Origin of the sequence: Nonomuraea montanisoli, from assembly GCF_013363975.1 — a bacterium.
GTDB classification, from domain to species: Bacteria; Actinomycetota; Actinomycetes; order Streptosporangiales; family Streptosporangiaceae; genus Nonomuraea; species Nonomuraea montanisoli.
On record NZ_JABWGN010000009.1, the window covers coordinates 351,097 to 368,010 of the forward strand.

15 protein-coding genes are annotated in these 16,914 nt (G+C 70.4%); 3 read left to right on the forward strand and 12 right to left on the reverse strand.

Annotated features, from left to right (window positions below; translation table 11 throughout):
• Window positions 1-68 precede the first annotated feature (68 nt).
• From HTZ77_RS45415 to HTZ77_RS24880, 4 genes are all read right to left on the reverse strand, one after another.
• A complete protein-coding gene (locus HTZ77_RS45415; protein ID WP_205303360.1) occupies window positions 69-251 on the reverse strand; it encodes an ABC transporter permease subunit in 183 nt (60 codons plus the stop codon).
• A gap of 145 nt (window positions 252-396) precedes the next feature.
• On the reverse strand, window positions 397-2,139 hold the full coding sequence (locus HTZ77_RS24870) for a glycoside hydrolase family 75 protein (protein WP_175592067.1): 1,743 nt from the start codon (window positions 2,137-2,139) through the stop codon (window positions 397-399).
• A 17-nt stretch (window positions 2,140-2,156) separates the two neighbouring features.
• On the reverse strand, window positions 2,157-3,869 hold the full coding sequence (locus HTZ77_RS24875; RefSeq protein WP_175592068.1) for an alpha-galactosidase: 1,713 nt from the start codon (window positions 3,867-3,869) through the stop codon (window positions 2,157-2,159).
• Window positions 3,870-3,882: 13 nt separating this feature from the next.
• Complete coding sequence (locus HTZ77_RS24880; RefSeq protein WP_175592069.1) at window positions 3,883-6,078, reverse strand: discoidin domain-containing protein; 2,196 nt, start codon at window positions 6,076-6,078, stop codon at window positions 3,883-3,885.
• Between the two features lie 74 nt (window positions 6,079-6,152).
• Here HTZ77_RS24880 and HTZ77_RS47605 point away from each other — a divergent pair, with 74 nt between their 5' ends.
• Window positions 6,153-6,278, forward strand: coding sequence for a hypothetical protein (locus HTZ77_RS47605; RefSeq protein WP_268960098.1), 126 nt, complete (start codon window positions 6,153-6,155; stop codon window positions 6,276-6,278).
• A gap of 66 nt (window positions 6,279-6,344) precedes the next feature.
• Here the strand turns inward: HTZ77_RS47605 and HTZ77_RS24885 are convergent, their stop codons facing one another.
• Both HTZ77_RS24885 and HTZ77_RS47615 read right to left on the reverse strand, forming a co-directional pair.
• Entirely contained in the window at window positions 6,345-8,630 is a 2,286-nt protein-coding gene (locus tag HTZ77_RS24885; RefSeq protein ID WP_205303362.1) for a PQQ-dependent sugar dehydrogenase, read from the reverse strand.
• 6 nt (window positions 8,631-8,636) lie between these two features.
• Window positions 8,637-8,759, reverse strand: coding sequence for a hypothetical protein (locus HTZ77_RS47615; protein WP_268960099.1), 123 nt, complete (start codon window positions 8,757-8,759; stop codon window positions 8,637-8,639).
• A gap of 234 nt (window positions 8,760-8,993) precedes the next feature.
• Between HTZ77_RS47615 and HTZ77_RS24890 the strand changes: the two genes are divergently transcribed.
• On the forward strand, window positions 8,994-10,568 hold the full coding sequence (locus HTZ77_RS24890) for a glycoside hydrolase family 88 protein (protein ID WP_205303364.1): 1,575 nt from the start codon (window positions 8,994-8,996) through the stop codon (window positions 10,566-10,568).
• A gap of 43 nt (window positions 10,569-10,611) precedes the next feature.
• Here the strand turns inward: HTZ77_RS24890 and HTZ77_RS24895 are convergent, their stop codons facing one another.
• From HTZ77_RS24895 to HTZ77_RS24915, 5 genes are read right to left on the reverse strand one after another with little or no spacing between them, the layout of a single operon-like run.
• Entirely contained in the window at window positions 10,612-11,277 is a 666-nt protein-coding gene (locus tag HTZ77_RS24895; protein ID WP_175592071.1) for an HAD family hydrolase, read from the reverse strand.
• Window positions 11,267-12,346, reverse strand: coding sequence for an ABC transporter ATP-binding protein (locus tag HTZ77_RS24900; RefSeq protein ID WP_175592072.1), 1,080 nt, complete (start codon window positions 12,344-12,346; stop codon window positions 11,267-11,269). The genes HTZ77_RS24895 and HTZ77_RS24900 overlap by 11 nt, the downstream gene beginning before the upstream one ends.
• Complete coding sequence (locus tag HTZ77_RS24905) at window positions 12,330-13,190, reverse strand: ABC transporter permease (protein WP_175592073.1); 861 nt, start codon at window positions 13,188-13,190, stop codon at window positions 12,330-12,332. The genes HTZ77_RS24900 and HTZ77_RS24905 overlap by 17 nt, the downstream gene beginning before the upstream one ends.
• A 10-nt stretch (window positions 13,191-13,200) precedes the next feature.
• Complete coding sequence (locus tag HTZ77_RS24910) at window positions 13,201-14,013, reverse strand: ABC transporter permease (protein ID WP_175592074.1); 813 nt, start codon at window positions 14,011-14,013, stop codon at window positions 13,201-13,203.
• The gene (locus HTZ77_RS24915) at window positions 14,013-15,053 is read right to left on the reverse strand and encodes an ABC transporter substrate-binding protein (RefSeq protein WP_328808749.1); all 1,041 of its coding nucleotides are present in this window, start codon (window positions 15,051-15,053) and stop codon (window positions 14,013-14,015) included. Before HTZ77_RS24915 ends, HTZ77_RS24910 begins: the two co-directional genes overlap by 1 nt.
• A gap of 212 nt (window positions 15,054-15,265) precedes the next feature.
• On the opposite strand from HTZ77_RS24915, the gene HTZ77_RS24920 reads away from it, so the two are divergent.
• Window positions 15,266-15,994: a GntR family transcriptional regulator gene (locus HTZ77_RS24920; RefSeq protein ID WP_175592076.1), complete on the forward strand. Its 729-nt coding sequence runs from the start codon at window positions 15,266-15,268 to the stop codon at window positions 15,992-15,994.
• 31 nt (window positions 15,995-16,025) lie between these two features.
• Here the strand turns inward: HTZ77_RS24920 and HTZ77_RS24925 are convergent, their stop codons facing one another.
• A complete protein-coding gene (locus HTZ77_RS24925) occupies window positions 16,026-16,844 on the reverse strand; it encodes a S1 family peptidase (RefSeq protein ID WP_175592077.1) in 819 nt (272 codons plus the stop codon).
• Window positions 16,845-16,914: the final 70 nt, after the last annotated feature.

A 16,914-nucleotide genomic window follows, 5' to 3' on the forward strand; every position in this document is an offset into this window, starting at 1 on the left:
CGCGTACTGACCGAGCGACTTGGAGATGCCCGTCATGATCGTGGTGCCCTCGCGGGGACCGTAGATGATCAGCGGGCTGAGGGAGTCGTTCCAGATCCACACGCCGAGGTGAAGAAGATCAGCCAGAAGGTCTGCCGGCGGTTGGCCCCGTCGATCGCCGCCGCCTCCTCCAGCTCGCGCGGCACCCCCTTCATGAACCCGGAGAACACGAACACCCCGAACGGCATGTAGGAGCCGATGTTGAACAGCACCAGAGCCCCAGCGATCTGAGCACCTGGGTGACCGGAATGAGGGCCGGATAGTGGCCGAGCAGAGCCGACAGCAGCGGCGCGCTTGCCGTGGTCACGGGTCGGGTGCTTCTCCCGCGTCATGACGGTGTTGAGTGGGCGGACCTGCTCAGTTGTTGTCGAGGAAGCGCTGGGCGAGGGTCCTGCCGAGGGTCACGGCCTGGCTGTGGTTCTCGATCGTGGAGACCTTGGTGCCCGTGCCGGTGAACACGATGTACGTGACGCCGCCGTCGGTGCCGCCGTTGCTCGGGTCGGGGTTGATGCCGAGGTCCGCCGCGGTCCGGTAGGACGCTTCGCCGATGATCCCGGACGGCCCGGTGTCGCCCATCACCGCGTACTCGACCTGGCCGTTGTACACGATGGCCACCACCGTGCCGCAGCCGATGCCCTTGCTCCGGTAGTCCCAGATCGAGCTGGGGCTGGGCACGACCATGTAGGGAAGCTGAGCCGCGTTCAGCGGAGTGTCCGAGGTGGTGTGGCAGAACGTGTCGGGCAGGAAGCAGCAGTCGGTGCTCTCGTTGCACTGGGCGGTGCGGACGCCGTCGCAGTCGATGTCCATGTCGCCCTTCCAGAACACGGCACCGGTCTTGTTGCACACCGCGACGGTCGCCGTGCTGACGTCGGAGTCGGTCTTGTACTTGCCGTGGGAGATCTGGCTGCACGTGGTGACCTTGGCGAGGAGCTGGTCGGCGGTGGGACCGGAGGTGCCGCCGGACGCGGTGCCCGTGACGGCGGCACTGTGCCCGGACTCGTTGCCGGCCGCGTCGAGCGCGGTGATCGTGTAGGTGTGGGTGGACCCGGCCGCCAGCCCGGCGATCGTGGCGGCGGCCGTGGGCGAGGTGGCGACCGTCGAGGTCCCCTCGTACACGCGGTACCCGGTGACGCCCACGTTGTCGGTGGAGTCGGTCCAGGCCAGTGAGATGCTCGTGGCGGACACACCGGTCACCTGCGGGTTCGTGGGCGCGGTCGGGGGCCGGCCGTCCGGGCCGGCGGGGCCGCTGACCGACAGCCGGTCCACGTTCGGGCCGCCGTCGGAGCTCGTGGCGGTCGCGCGGACGGTGTTGACTCCCGCGTTCAGATCCACGGTGACACGGCTGTCCGCCCAGGTGTCCCAGCTCCCGGTGCCGGGAAAGGACATGCCGGTCGTGACGCCGTTGACCGCGATGTCCATCGGGCGGGTGACGGTGGTGCCGTTGGCGTACCGGAAGGTCAGCGTGTGGCCGCCGGCCTCGGCCACGTTGACCGACCACTCGATGGAGCCGCCGACCGCGTTGACGTAGTCGACGAATCCGCTGCCGGTGTAGCCGGTGTGGTTGGTGGCCACCGAGGCTTGCGACAGTGTCGCGGCCTCGGCCTGGTACTCGCTCGCCGGGATGTCGGCGGTCGTGACGTCGAGGTAGTCGAGGTTGGGGTTGCCGCCGGAGGAGGTGGCGGTGACACGGATCTTGTTGTCGCCCGCCTGGAGCGTCGCGGTGAGTGTGGAGGCGGTCCAGGTGTCCCAGTTCGCGGTCGGGCCGAACGAGCGCCCGGCTGACACGACCGTGCCGTTCACCGCGACGTCGGCGGTGCGGGCGGCGCCGGTGCCGTTGGCGTACCTGATGGCCAGCGTGGCGATGCCGGCCGCCGGGGCGTTGACCGTCCATTCGGTGTACGGGCCCGCGGCGTTGGCGCTGTTGACGAAGCCGGAACCGGAGAAGCCCAGGTGGTTGGCCTCGACGACGCCCTGCGCGTTGGTGGCGTTCTCTGCCTCGTAGCGAGCGGTCGCGGCGCGGGCGGGTAGCGCCACGAGCGCGGAGACGGCCAGACAGGCGGCGGCGAACGGGATGACGGTGCGTAAGCGGGGCAGATGCACGATCGCTCCTCGGGGGGTCAGGTGAGCGTGATGCGGTCGAGATTGGGACCGCCGTACGCGGTGGCGCCGGTCAGGCGGATCGTGTTCGCCCCGGCGTTCAGCGTGACGGTGAGCGCGCTGTCGGCCCACGACGCCCAGCTCCCTGTCGGGCCGAACGAGCGGCCTGCCTGGGCCACGACGCCGTTGACCGTGAGGTCCATCGGGCGGTCGGCGGTGGTGCCGTTGGCATAGCGGACGGTCAGCGTCCTGGGGCCGCTCCGCGCGGCGTTCACCGCGAACTCCACGTACGAGCCCGCCACGTTGTCGGAGTTGACGAAGCCCGTGCCGGTGAAACCGGCGTGGTTGGACTCCACGGCGCCCTGGAAGATCGTCGCGTCCTCTGCCTCGTACCTGGGCGCCGCGGCGGCGGGACGGGCGCGGATGAGCCGTGTCTCGCCCGGGCGCAGCGTGGCCGTGTACGAGGCGGCGACCGTTCCCTCGGCGGCGCCCGACCACAGGTCGGTGACCTCCGCGGAACCGGTGAAACCGACCTGGGACCAGGTGACGCTCACCGTCGAGGTCCCGGACGTGCCGGTGTTGTAGAGCGCGACGATGTAGTCGCCGTTCGGCTCCCGCTTGCGCCAGACCTGATTGACGCCGCTGTTGACGACCCGCTGCGCGGCGACACCGTCCTGGTCGACCGCGATGAGCCGCTCGTTGGTCAGCATGGCCAGGTCGGTGGCGGTCAGCGCGGTCAGGTCGGTGCCCAGCAGCAGCGGGCCGGCGATCATCGCCCAGTGCGTCATGTGCGAGCGGCGCTGGTCGGCGTTCAGCCCCACCTGGTCGCCGTTGCCGATCTGCAGCGAGTCGTAGTCGTTCCACCCGCCGGGCCCGGCGTACTGCTGCCAGGAGGCGGCGGAGGTGAACCGGCTCACCACGTGCGCCCAGTCGGTCAGCGGGTAGCCGCTTCCGTTCGGGCCCGGACCGCAGTAGCACTCGACGTCGCCCTGGGTGCGCCAGCTGTTGGCCAGCCGCCGCCAGGTCGTGGCCTGTGCGACGGGCAGGTTGTTGGACAGCGCGAAGGTGATGGGGCGACCGGTCTGGCGCAGGGCCCTGTCCCAGGCTTCGACGTCGGCGACGGTGGTCGCGTCCACGCCGTCGATCTTGAGGTAGTCGACGCCCCACGAGGCCATCTGGTTCGCCCAGGAGTTGATGAACGCCTGCGCGCCGGGATGGGAGTACTTCAGCCGGTACATGTTCTTGCAGTTGTAGTTCTTGTGCGTCTGGGTGGTGTCGGCGATGTCCTGGGCGTGGTAACTCGTGCCTTCGATCGGCTTGTTGGAGGTGACCGCGTTCTTGGCGATGCCGGGCGTGACGTAGAAGCCGAACTTCAGCCCCTTGGCGTGGACGTGGTCGGCCAGCGCCTTGATCCCGCCGGGGAACTTCGTCGCGTCCACCGCCCACCGGCCGAAGGAATCGACGACGAAGCCGTTGGCGTCGCACTTCTGGTAGAAGTCGTCGAGGTTGACGTACACATAGCCCTTGGCGGCCAGGCCGCTGCTGACCAGCGCGTCGGCCTGGGCCCTCATCTTGGTCTCGTCCGGCCAGCGACGGACGAAGCTCCAACTGCTCCAGCCCATCGCCGGCCTGATCGATAACCCGTTGTCCGAGGCCGGCGCGGGTGCGGCGGGCCCGACCAGCGCCGCCATACCGAGCACCAGGACCGTGCCGACCGCGCGCCACCGCTTCATGGAACTCTCCTCTCTAGCCGATCGTGATGCGGTCGAGGTCGGGGCCGCCGCCCGCCGTGGCGGCCGTGGCGATCTCGAGGTAGTCGAGGTTGGGGTTGCCGTTCGCGGTCGTCGCGGTCGCCCTGATCGTGTTCGCGCCGGCGGCGAGCCGCACGGTGAAGGTGTCGCTCACCCACGTGCTCCAGGCGCCGGTGCCCGGGTGATCGCGTGACGGGTACGCGGTGACGCCGTTCACGGTGATCGCCGAGGGCCGGTCGGCCGTCGTGCCGTTGGCGAAGCGCAGGGATACGGTCGCCGGGCCCGCGCTGCTCGCCTGGATCGGCCATTCGACGTACGAGCCGGTCACGTTGTCGCCGTTGACGTAGCCGGTGCCGCTGTAGCCGGCGTGGGTGTTCTCGAAGACGCCCTGGGAGATCGTCGCGTCCTCGGCCTCGTGGCGGCCCGGGGGAGGGGCGCCGCCGACGGCGTACCGGGCGCCGATCCACGCCTCGTCCACCCGCCAGCGGGCGACGCCGTGATGGCCGGTCTTGGTGAGCCTGACGAAGCGGGCGGTCGTCGCGGGGAGGTCGATGATCTGCACGCCCCTGGCGTTCGGCACGGTGCCGGTCCTGATCGCACCGCCCCAGGACGAGCCGTCGGCGCTGACGTGCACCTGGTAGCCGGAGATGCGCGCGGAGCCGGACGACGGGTGGACCGTGGAGTCCTCGCGCTGGTTGAACGCCACGTACTGCACCCGCTTGGCCGCGCCGAGGTCGAACGTCAGCGTCGCCGGCTCGGCCGCGTCGCTGTCCCAGTAGGTGAGGTAGTCGCTGTCGCCGGCCGCCGCGGCCGGGTGCCCGCTGGTGGACGAACCGGCCGACAACGTCACGCCGGTGTGGATGCCCTCCCGCCCGCTGGTGATGACCTTGAACACCGTGTCGTACGGGTCCCAGCCGGAGAGCCCGCTCAACGTGAGCGTGCCGCCCGCCTGACCGAACGTGACCGGGACGCCGGTGCGCAGGTTCGTCACCGAGGTGACGGCGTAGCCGTTGTCGCGCACCGACAGCGTGCTGCCGGACGGCGGGGTGATCACGTGGATGTAGTGCCGGTTCGGGTCGTTCCTCGCGATGGTCGTCACGCCGTGGGCGCCGTCGTTCCAGAACCCCGGCTTCAGCCCGCCGTGCAGGTACCCGCCGCCCTCGGTGCCGCCGAGTGACTCCCAGATCTGATCGAGGTAGGTGGCGGCGAAGGTGTTGAAGTTCGCCTGCTGCGCCGGCAATCTGCCGTTGACCATGGCGGTCTCGGCCATGAGCGCCTTGATCGACGATCCGGCGTTGGTGATGAGCCTGCCGAGCGTGAGCCCGCGGTCCACGGCCTGGTCCGATCCGCCGTACCACCAGGGGCCGCCGGTCGGGAGCTTGAAGTCGGCCTCGATCAGGCGTGGCAGCGCCGTGTAGACCGCCTGCGGGTAGTCGTAGGACGGCGTCATCCCGGTCTTCTGCTCGTTGCTGATCATGTCCATGATCGGCGTGTCTTCGTTGTTGTTCGACAGCGTCATGTCCGGGCGCTGCTGGTAGATCTTGGCGTAGAGGTCGTTGCGTTCCCAGTAGGCGTTGTCGTTGTCGATCCAGAACCCGGCCAGCTTCGGGTAACGCCGCATCTGCTCGAAGAACTGCAGGTAGCTGAACTCGCCGAAGCCGTCGCGGGTGGTCAGGTCCACGTTGTGCCCCACGTACGCGGAGAAGGCCGCGGAGTCGAGCCACGAGCCCGAGGGCAGACCCTCGGCGTGCCACTGGGGGTCGTCCGTCATGTAGTGGATGACCTTCAGACCCTGCGCGTCGGCGGCGTCGATCAGCTCGCCGAGGAAGTCACGCGTGGTGCGGCACGAGCCGGGGATCTGCGACGGGTACGGTCTGGCGTAGCCGAGCCTGCTGTGGAACGTGGCCAGGACCAGGTACTGGGCGTGCAGCTTCCGGGCCTCGTTCACCCAGTAGCCGGCGTTCCAGCCGCCGTTGGTCACGTCGGACTCCCACGCGGAGCAGCTCGTGTGCTGGGGCGAGGTGCGCATGCCCCAGTGCAGGAACAGCCCGGCGACCGAGCCGCGCAGGAACGCCTGTCGCGGATGCTGCAGGTCGGCCCGCGCGGCAGGTGCGGTGAGCAGGCCGAGCAGAAGTGCGAGCACGGCAGTGATGACGGCGGTGATCGCCGTTCGCGACGACGCACGGGACATGACGCGTGCTCCTCGGGCTTCTTGGTGGGGTCGCTACGTGGAGGTGTTCGAGGTCGGGGCCGGAGTCGTCGGCGGTGGTCGGCGCGGCGGACCGGCTGTTGTGGCCCGCCACGACGCTGACGTACGAGCCGCCCGAGGCCGCGGGGTCGCTCCAGACCCGCATCGGCCCGGTGAGCATGCCGGACTCCGCCTCGGCGTAGCGGGTGACCGGGTTGCCGGGGACGGAGGTGGAGTTCACGGCACGCACCCGCCGGCGCTGGGGGTGATCACTGGATGGTGGAGCGCCGGATCGTGTCGGCCGAGCCGTCGCCGTTGTTGTCGGAGTTGGTGGAGCCGAACCAGATGGCGCTGGCGCCGGGCACCTTCTCGACGGCGCGGAGCCGGCCGTACGTTCCGTTGAAGTACGAGTTGACGGTCGAGACGTTCTCGCCGTTCAGCACGATGCGCCACAGCCGCTGGCCGCGCAGCGCCGCCATGAACACCGTGTTGTTGACGATGGCGATCCCGCTCGGCGAGGCCTCGGAGACGCTCCAGGTGTACTTCGGGTTCGTCATGCCGGAGGTGCCGCAGGTGCCCTCACAGGTCGGCCAGCCGTAGTTCTTGCCCGGCTGGATGAGGTTGAGCTCGTCACGCGAGGAGTTGCCCAGCTCCGACGACCACAGGCGGTCGGCGGAGTCCCAGGCCAGGCCCTGCGGGTTGCGATGGCCGTAGCTGTAGACGCGGGTGCCGAACGGGTTGCCGGGCGCGGCGGCGCCGGTCCTGGTGATGCGCAGGATCTTGCCGTTGAGCGAGGCGAGGTCGGGCGCGTTGCCGGACTCCTGCGCGTCGCCGGTGGTGACGTACAGGTAGCCGTCGGGGCCGAACCTGATCCGCCCGCCGTTGTGGTAGCGGTTCTTGTCGATGCCCTGGAGGATGCCGGCGTACCCGCTGAGCGCGGTGCCGTTGAAGTTCATCTTCGCGACCCGGTTGCCCTCGGCGGCGGTGTGCATGAAGAACACCTCCTGGTCGGTCGTGCCGTTCCAGGTGGGCGAGAAGTCCAGGCCCATGAGGCCGCCCTCGCCGCCGGTCGTCTGCACGTCGGGCACGGTGCCGACCTGCGTCCGCGTGCCCGACGGGGTCACCTTGAACACCTTGAACGTGTCGCGCTCGGTCACCAGCGCGTACGAGCCGTCGGGCGCCCAGGAGATGTCCCACGGCACGTCCCAGCCGCCCGCGACGTTGGTCGGCGGCTGCGGCACGGTGCCGCAGCCGCCCGTGGTGAACGGCGCGGACGGCGCGCTCGGCGTCGAGAGCTGGTTGGCGCTGTCACGTGCGACGACGTGCACCTGGTACGTGTGCGCGCATTCGAGCGGCACTCCGGCCGTGGTGGCGGGCGGGGTCCCGGTGACCGTGGCGAGCACGGCGTTGGTGGCGTTGTCGCGCACCAGGTAGGCGCGCACTCCGTTGTCGTCCGTGGAGGCGCCCCAGGTCACGGTCGCCGAGGTGGCCTGCACGCCGCTGACGGTGGGCCGCCCCGGCTGCGACGGCGGGTCGTCGGCGGGCGCGAGCAGCGTCCGGCAGTTCGCCTCGGGGCTGCTCAGCGACACGTTGCCGGAGGCGTCGCGGGCGAAGACCGACAGCTGGTACGAGAAGTTCGGGTTGAGCCCGGTCAGCCGGTACGGCGGCGCGGCCGCGGTCGCGATCTGCTGGCCCTGGTGGTAGATGTCGTACGCGACGACGCCGATGTTGTCGGTGGACGGCGGCCAGTCCAGGGTCAGGGCGTTGGACGAGATGGCGGAGCACGCCGGCTGGCCCGGCGAGGTCGGCTTCTCGGTGTCACCCGGGCCGCTGACCCGCAGCCGGTCGAGGTTGGGCCCGCCGTTGGCGGTGGTGGCCGTGGCCCTGATCGTGTTGGCGCCCGCGTCGAGCGTGGCGTTGACACTGATCTCGTTCCAGGTGCTCCAGGCTCCGGTGCCGGGGAAGGATCGGCCGGCGGCGACGGTGACGCCGTTGACCGTGATGGCCATCGGCCGGTCGGTGGTGGTGCCGTTGGCGTAGCGGAAGGTCAGGCTCTGCGCTCCGGCAGCCGAGGCGCTGGCGGAGAACTCGACGTACGAGCCGGTCACGTTGTCGTAGTTGACGAATCCGGAGCCGGTGAACCCGGCGTGGTTGGACTCCACCACGCCTTGCGAGATCGTCGCGGTCTCCGCCTGGTAGTCGGTGAAGTCGTCGGACTGGACCTCGGCGTCGAGGTAGTCCCAGTTGGGATTGCCGCCGGCGGTCGCGGCGGTGGCCCTGATCGTGTTGGCGCCCGCGTTGACCTGAGCCGTCAGCGTGACCGTCGCCCACGTCGACCAGCTCGCGGTCGGGTCGAAGGCTCGTCCGGCGGCCACGACCGAGCCGTTGACGGCGATGTCACTGGGCCGGTTCGCCGTGGTGCCGTTGGCGTAGCGCAGGGCCAGGGTGGCGGTGCCCGCCGTGGGAGCGTTGATCGTCCATTGGACGTAGGAGCCCGCGAGGTTGTCGCCGTTGACGAAGCCGGTGCCGGAGTAGCCGGTGTGGTTGGATTCCACGACGCCCTACGAGATCGTCGCGTTCTCGGCCTCGTACCGGGTGGGCGCTGCCGCGGCGGGACCTGCGGGGACGGTGAGCATGCCCGCGAGCAGCACGAGCACGCCTGATCGGGATTTCCGCGATCTCATCGGTCGCTCCTGGGGGGTGAGGGCGGCTTGTCAACGTGTTCCCACAAGGAGTCATGGTCGTCAACAAGTAAACGATCTTGGAGCGCTCCAAATTTTAGGAAACTTTCCTAACTCGGCTCGGAGATACATCGGAGGTGCCGTCCGCGCTGGACAGAAGTTTGTGGCAGATGTATGCCTCGAAAGGGAGATGAGATCGGATCTATGCTCAACTTCCCTCCATGGGAGGAGACGGCTGTGTCCCTCAGAGTCCGACACCGGGCGGCCCTCGCCACCGCCGCCGGCGTCCTGCTTCTCCTGCCGATCGCCGCGCACGCGGGCACATCCCGGGCGGGGGAGTCCGCCTCGGTACGGTACGAGGCGGAGAATGCGGCGATCTCCCGAGGAGCCGTCGAGTCCGACCACGCCGGCTATACCGGCACCGGCTTCGTGAACTACGACAACGTCGTCGGCTCCTCCGTCGAGTTCCAGGTCACCGCCGCGACGAGCGGACCGCACGGCCTCGTCCTCCGCTTCGCCAACGGCACCACCGCCGACCGGCCGATGAGCGTCGCGGTCAACGGCGTCACCGTCACCCGGTCGTTCCCCGGCACCGGCGCCTGGACGGCCTGGGCGTCGGTCACCGTGCGGGCCATGCTGGACGCGGGCGTCAACATGGTGCGCGCGACCGCCCTCACCGCCGACGGCGGGCCCAACCTCGACGCGCTGACGGTCGACGACGGAGCCCAGACCACCGACTGGTCGCGGGCGGTGGTCGACTCGACCATGGCCGGCTACACACCGGGCACGCTGGGCGGCTGGAGCTACACCCGCGGTCTGTACCTGTGGGGCCAGTACCTGGTGTGGCGGCGCACCGGCGAGGCCCGCTATCTGACCTACATCAAGGACTGGGCCGACCGGTTCGTCGACCCCTCCGGCGGCATCTCCCAGAGCTTCGACAACCTGGACAGCATGCAGGCGGGCAACGTCCTGCTGGCCCTGTACCGGGAGAGCGGGCAGGCCCGCTACCGCATCGCGGCGGCCAAGATCAGGAATCGGCTGAACACCTACCCGCGCACGTCCGACGGCGGCTGGTGGCACTCGACCTCCGACTCGCGCCAGGGCCAGCTCTGGGGCGACGGCGTGTACATGGTGGACCCGTTCCTGGCCAGATACGGAGCATGGGTGTCAGCCGACTCCTTCACCGGCACCGAGCCGGCCAGGCAGCTCGAGGTGTACTGGAGCCACCTGCGCCGCACCTCGGGGACGGCGGCCGGGCTGCTCCACCACGCCTACGACGAGCCGGGCGGCCTGACGGCGCCCTGGGTCAAGCCGCAGCTCGGCAACACCAACGGCGTCTCCTGGTGCCGGGCGATGGGCTGGTTCGGCATGGCCGTCGCCGACATCCTGGACATCATCCCGGCCACTCACCCCCGGCGGGAGGCGCTGATCGGCATCCTGCGCGAGCTCGTGCCCGCCTACGCCCGCTGGCAGGATCCCGCGACCGGCCGCTGGTGGCAGGTGGTCACCGAACCGGCCAGCCCCGCCAACTGGACCGAGACCTCATGCTCGGCCATGTACACCTACACCATCTCCAAGGCGGTCGAACACGGATATGTCGACGCCTCCTACCAGTCCAACGCCGAGCGCGGCTATCAGGGCGTACTGGCCGAACTGTCGGTGGGCGCGGACGGCAGGACGGACATCGCCGGCATCAGCGAGGGCACGAACGCCAGCGACTCGCTGAGCTACTACTTCGGCCGTGGCAGGCCGCTCAACGACTTCCACGGTCTGGGCGCGTTCCTCATCATGAACGAGCAACTCCGCCGCTGACCGGGCCAGTCGCCCGGATTCGATCGTCTCGCGGGTCGCCCCTTCACCGACGAGATTCCCCGCGATCGAGCCGGTACGTGGACAGGAGACTCCAGGAAGGCACCTCGTCCTCGACGACCAGCACGTGACACCCCGCGGCGGTGGCGGCGGCGATCCCCGCGGGGCTGTCCTCCAGCGCGACGCAGCGGCGCGGGTCGGCCTCCAGGAGGCGGGCGGCCTCCAGGTACGGCTCGGGGTCCGGCTTGCCGCGCGGCGTGTCCTCGGCGGCGACGACGACGGCGAACCGGTGGTCGAGCGAGGGCAGCACGAGCTCCACGATCGACCGCGGGGAGGCGCTGACCAGGGCGGTGGGGACGGCCTCGGCGGTGAGCGCCCGCAGCAGCTCGGTGGCGCCGCGGACGAGGCGGACCCCCCGCCTGATGCGGTCGGCGAACGACGCGGTGAGCCGCCCGGCGACCGCGTCGAGCGGTTCCTGAACCTGCCCGCTCCGCAGGTGAGCGCGAGCGGGCAGGAGGTGCGCGGCCGTGTCCTCGACCGTCCGGCCGAGGACGTACGGCACGTCCGCGGGGCCCAGCACCCGCCCGAGCGAGGCGGCGACGTCGGCCGTGGCCTCCCACCACAGGCCCTCGGTGTCGACGAGCGTGCCGTCCATGTCGAACAGGACGGCCTCGAAGGGAAGGAGGGCCGGCGGGGCGGAGTCAGACGGCACCGGCGGGATCCTTCGCGGGGGCCGGCGACGGCGTCTCGGTGCTGCGCGGCGCCACCAGGACGGGGCGTTCGACCAGGCGGACGCTCCCGCGCGTGCCCGGCGTCAGCCGGCCCGCCTCGTGCCCGGGGACGTCGGCGAGGACCTCGCCGCCCTCCAGCGACACCCGCAGCCTGACGGACGCGCCGCGGAAGGAGGCGGCGATCACCTCGGCCCGCCCGTCCTCGGTGGGGGTGACGAGCACGGCCTCGGGCCTGACGAGGACGTCCACGTCGGTGCCCTCGGCGGCCCCGTCGACCGGCAGGAGCTGGCCGAACACCGTCACCTGGTCGCCCGAGACGCGTCCCGGCAGGTGGTTCATGGTGCCGACGAACTCGGCGACGAACGGCGTGGCCGGCCGGTCGTAGACCTCCGCGGGCGCGCCGCACTGCTCCAGCCGCCCGGCACGCAGCACGGCGACCCGGTCGGCGATCGACAGCGCCTCCTCCTGGTCGTGCGTCACGAAGATCGTGGTGATGCCCAGGTCGAGCTGCAGGCGGCGGATCTCCTCCCTGAGGGCGACCCGGACCTTGGCGTCCAGCGCGGACAGCGGCTCGTCGAGCAGCAGCAGACGCGGCGAGAGCGCCAGCGCGCGAGCCAGGGCGACGCGCTGCTGCTGGCCGCCCGACAGCTGGTGCGGGTAGCGGTCGGCGTGCGTGGGCAGGCCGACCAGTTCGAGCAGCTCCAACGCGCGCTGCCGGCGCGCGGCGGGCGGCGTCTTGCGGACCCGCAGGCCGAAGGAGACGTTCTCGGCCACGTTGAGGTTCGGGAACAGCGAGTACGACTGGAACACCATGCCCGCGTCGCGCTTGTTGGCCGGCACGCGCGTGATGTCCTTGCCGTCCACCAGCACCGCGCCCTGGTCCGGATGCTCGAACCCGGCCACGCAGCGCAGCGCGGTCGTCTTGCCGCAGCCCGACGGGCCGAGCAGGGCGACCAGCTCGCCCGGCTCGACGGTGAGGTCGAGGCCGTCGAGGGCGACCGTCCTGCCGAAGGTCCGGCGCAGGCCCTGGAACTCAAGCCGAGCGGTCACGGCTTCCTCCCGAGATAGTGAGCAGCAGCAGCCAGGTGAGCAGGAGGCTGAGCACCGAAGCGGCGACGGACAGCTGGCCCTTGGCGCCCGAGATCGTGACGATCCAGACGGCGAACGGCTGGTAGCCGAGGATGCTCGCCACCGTGTATTCGCCGAGGACCAGGGCGAGCGTGAGGAACGCGGCGCTGGCCAGCGCCGAGCGGAGGTTGGGGACGATCACCCTGAGCATCACGTGCGGCCACGACGCCCCCAGGTTCCGCGCCGCCTCGACCAGGGTGCGCACGTCCATCGTGCGCAGCCCCGCGTCGAGGGAGCGGTAGACGAACGGCAGGACGAGGATGACGTAGACGAACACCAGCACCAGCGGGAAGTCCTGGTTCTGGAGCGCGATCAGCGTGGCCCAGAACGGGGTGGGCGCCAGCACCTCGCCACCGGCCTGGAGTGACTTGCCGACCCCGGCCACCAGCGTGATCGGCGGCACGACCAGCGGCAGCGTGCAGATCACCTCCATGACGGTACGCAGCCGCGGCGCGGACAGCCGTACCGTGATCATGGCGGGCAGCGTCAGCAGCAGCACCAGCGCGATGGTGGCCAGGGCGAGCCCGAAGGACAGCAGCAGGCTCGTCAGGAAGCCCTCCGCCGTCCACAACTCCGCGTACGGGGCGAAGGAGAGGCCGGTGGCCTCGTTGTGGACCGTGTACCAGAACGACGCGGCGAGCGGCACCAGGAAGTACAGGGCGGCCAGCGCGAGGACGACCGCCCGCCAGAGGCGCGGCCTGCCTCGGTGGCGGGGCGCGACCGGCACGGTCTCGGGGACCGGCGCGACGGGCGCGAGCGCGGTCATGGCATCCCCCTCACTGGAGCCATCGGGTGCTCCTTCTCTGCAGCGGCAGGTAGACCGCCATGACCAGCGCGGCGACCAGGACCATGTCGAGGCTGAGGGCCAGGCCGACGTTCTCGAAGCCGGTCTGCACGTCACCGGAGAGTGCGGCGGCGATCTTCAGGGTGACCAGCGGCAGCACGGTGCCCGCGCCCATCGCCGAGGCGGTGGCGTAGGCGGCGAACGCCGCGCCGAACAGCAGCACCACGCCGCCCAGCAGGCCGGGGGTGAGCACCGGCAGGGCCACGTACCGCCAGTACTGCCAGGACGTGGCGCCGTTGTTGGCGGCCGCCTCGCGCCACTGCGGGCGCAGGCCGTCCAGGGCGGGCGCGATGACCAGCACCATGAGCGGCACGGAGAAGTACAGGTAGACCAGCGCCAGGCCCCAGAAGGTGAACAGTGTGCCGGACGGCAGGCCGAGCAGGTGGCTGATCACGCCCGAGTTGCCGAGCGTGGCCACCCAGAAGAAGGCCAGCGGCACGCCGCCGAAGTTGGCCAGCACGCCGGAGGCGGTCAGCACGGCCTCGCGCAGCGCCCGGGAGCGGGAGGTGACCACGGCCTGGGCGAGGAAGGTCCCGAGCACCGCCCCCAGCACCGCCACCACGGCCGACAGCTTCACGCTGTTGCCGAGCGCGAGCAGGTAACCGCCCCGCATGGTGAGCGCCAGGTTGCCGAACCCCGGCGAACCCTCGACGGTGAAGGCCCCCGCCACCATGGCGACGGCGGGGATCCCGAAGGCCAGCGCGACGAAGGCGAGCAGCGGCAGCGCGCCGAGCATGCGTGTCATCAGCTCGCCACAGCCGCGTCCCAGGTCTTGGCCAGGTCGTCCTTGGCCTTGTTGACCTGGGCCTCGCTCGGGAACTTCGGCTCACCCTGGACCGGCGGCAGCTTCTCGGCCAGCGCCTTGTCGATGGTGCCGTCGGCGACCATCGAGGGCATCAGCACGGGGCGGGCGCCGCCCTTGAGCCACAGGTTCTGCCCCTCGGTGCTGTAGAGGAACTCCATCCACAGCCGCGCGGCGGCGGGGTGCGGGGCGTCCTTGTTGACGGCCTGCACGTAGTACTGGGCGTAGACGCCGTCGGTCGGCACCGCCACCTGGAAGTCGAGGCCCTTGGGCAGGAACTGCTCGCGGTATCCGGCGTTCAGGTAGTCCCAGTCGATGCTGATGGGCGTCTCGCCCTTCTCGACCGTGGCGGGCGTGGACTCGACGGGGTTGTAGTTGCCGGCGTCCTTCAGCTTCTTGAAGAACTGCACGCCGGGATCGATGTCGTCGAGCGAGCCGCCGTCGGACAGCGAGGCCGCCCACACGCCGGCGAAGGCCGAGCCCGACTTGTTCGGGTTGCCGTTCAGCGCGACCTTGCCCTTGTACTCGGGCTTGAGCAGGTCGGCGAAGGTCTTCGGGCACGTGGTGATCTTCTTGGCGTCGCAGCCGATGGAGACGTAGCCGCCGTAGTCGTTGACCCAGAGGCCGTTCGGGTCCTTCTGGCCCTCGGGGATCTTGTCCCAGCTCTGCACCTTGTAGGTCGCGTACAGGCCCTCCTTGGCACCGCTGAAGCCGAAGGCCTGGCCGACATCCAGCACGTCGGGCGCGCGGTCCTGGCCCTTGCGGGTCTTCACCGCGCTGATCTCGTCGGCGCTGGAGGCGTCGGGGTTCTCGCTCTCGACCTTGATGCCGTACTTCTCCTGGAACTTCTTGATGATCTCGCCGTAGTTCGCCCAATCCGGCGGAAGGGCGATGACGTGCAGCTTGCCCTCCTTCTTGGCCGCCTCGACGAGCTTGTCGAGACTCCCGAAGTCGGCGGCGGAGGTCGCCGTCGCGGCGTTCACCCCACCTGTCGTCGTCTGTGTCCGGGTGGCCGGGGCGGCGCCGCACGCCGCGGTCACTACCGTTAGAGCTGCGATCAAGCCTGCGATGCGAGGTGCGGACACGTCGCCTCCACTCTCTGGGGTGTGGCTAAAGGTAGGGGAACTTGTACAAACAAGGCCAGAGGTAGTTAGTCGCATGAACATTGCTATTTCATGAACAGGAGGGCTCGCGGATGGCTGCGCGCTATGAACAGATCGCCGCTGAGCTGCGTGACGAGATCCTGACCGGTGTTCACCCGGTGGGATCCCAGTTGCCCTCGGAGGCTGAACTCGCTGCGCGCTATTCGGCCGCCCGCGGCACCGTACGGCAGGCCGTGGCGATCCTCGCCGCCGAGGGGCTGATCGGCTCACGGCAGGGCGCGCGGCGCATCGTGCTGGGCGGCGAGCGCAGCCAGAGCTTCGCCGAACTGCACAGTTTCGCCCAGTGGGCCAGATCCAAGGGGCATGTGGTGGGCGGCGAGGTGCTCGCCCAGCGCCGGCGCGGCGCCGGGCCGGCCGAGTCGGTCAGGCTCGGCACCGCCGAGGTGCTCGAGGTGCTCAGGCTGCGCACGCTGGAGGGCGAGCCCGTGCTGCTGGAGCGGACCGTCTACGCCGCGTGGATCGCGCCCGCTGTCGAAGAGCTGCCGCGTGACTGCGAGTCGGTCACCCAGGCGCTGTACGACAAGGTCGGCCTGGTCTTCGCCTACGGGGAGCACCTCATCGACGCGGTCGCCGCGAGCAGCGAGGACGCCCGCCTGCTCGGCGTGCGGCGGGGCAGCCCGCTGCTGCGCCAGCGCAGGATCACCACCACTCAGGAGGGGCGTCCGGTGGAGTGGTCGGACGATCGTTACCGGGCCGGCAGCGTCGCCTTCAGCATCCGCAACTCGATCGGCGCCAACCCCCTGGCCCGGCTGGCGCTCTGATCGCTTCGAACGCGTGCTGCCGGGCCGCGGCTCAGCTGTTCGCGCGGATGGTCTTGTCGATCCAGTCGCCGTAGGCGGGCACGTTGGTGTAGAGGCCGGGGCCCTGCTCGCAGGAGGGGCTCTTGGCGCCGGGGCCGGAGGTGACGCCGATGAGCTCCCAGCGGCCGCCGCGGCCGCGCCGGATCTGCGGGCCGCCGGAGTCGCCGTTGCAGGCCATGGCCTTGGGCTTGCGGCTGATCGTGCACAGGCGGGTGTCGTCGGCGAAGCCGGGGCCGCACTCGGAGGCCGCGCCGCGGCGGGTGTCGAGCTGGCGCAGCTTCGCGGTCATCTTCCAGCCGGCCGGGTCGGTGCTGGACTTGGTGACGCCGAAGCCGAGGATCCGGGTCGGCGTGCCGGGCTTGCCCGCCTGGTCGGCGATCGTGATGGGCCTGATGCCGACCGGGCGGTCCAGGCGGATCAGCGCGATGTCGTTCTTGTTCGGCGAGTTCTGGGCGTAGTCGGGGTGCAGGAACGCCTGTGCGATCTTGCGGACGGTGCCGCCGGACTTCCGGCGGTCGCTGCCGACGCGCACCGTGCCCTTCGGGATCGAGCCGATCTCCATGTCGAGGCAGTGCGCCGCGGTCACCACCCACCGCGGGTCGATCAGGGCGGCGCCGCAGTTGCCGTCCGTGAGGCCCATCAGAGGGGCCGTGGTCGGGATGCTCGCCATGAAGGGGTAGGACTCGGTGGGCTCGGAGCCGTTGATGATCGCTCCGGCGCTCCCCGCGGTGATCGCGAGGCAGGCCGCGCCGGCCAGCGCGACGACGGCGGAGCGGGAGACGATACGGCGGAACGAGGTGGTGCCGGACACGGGTGAAGCCCTTCATCGGATGGTTGCGATGTCATGAAACTAGGTGTCCGGCTTGATCGGGGCCATCATG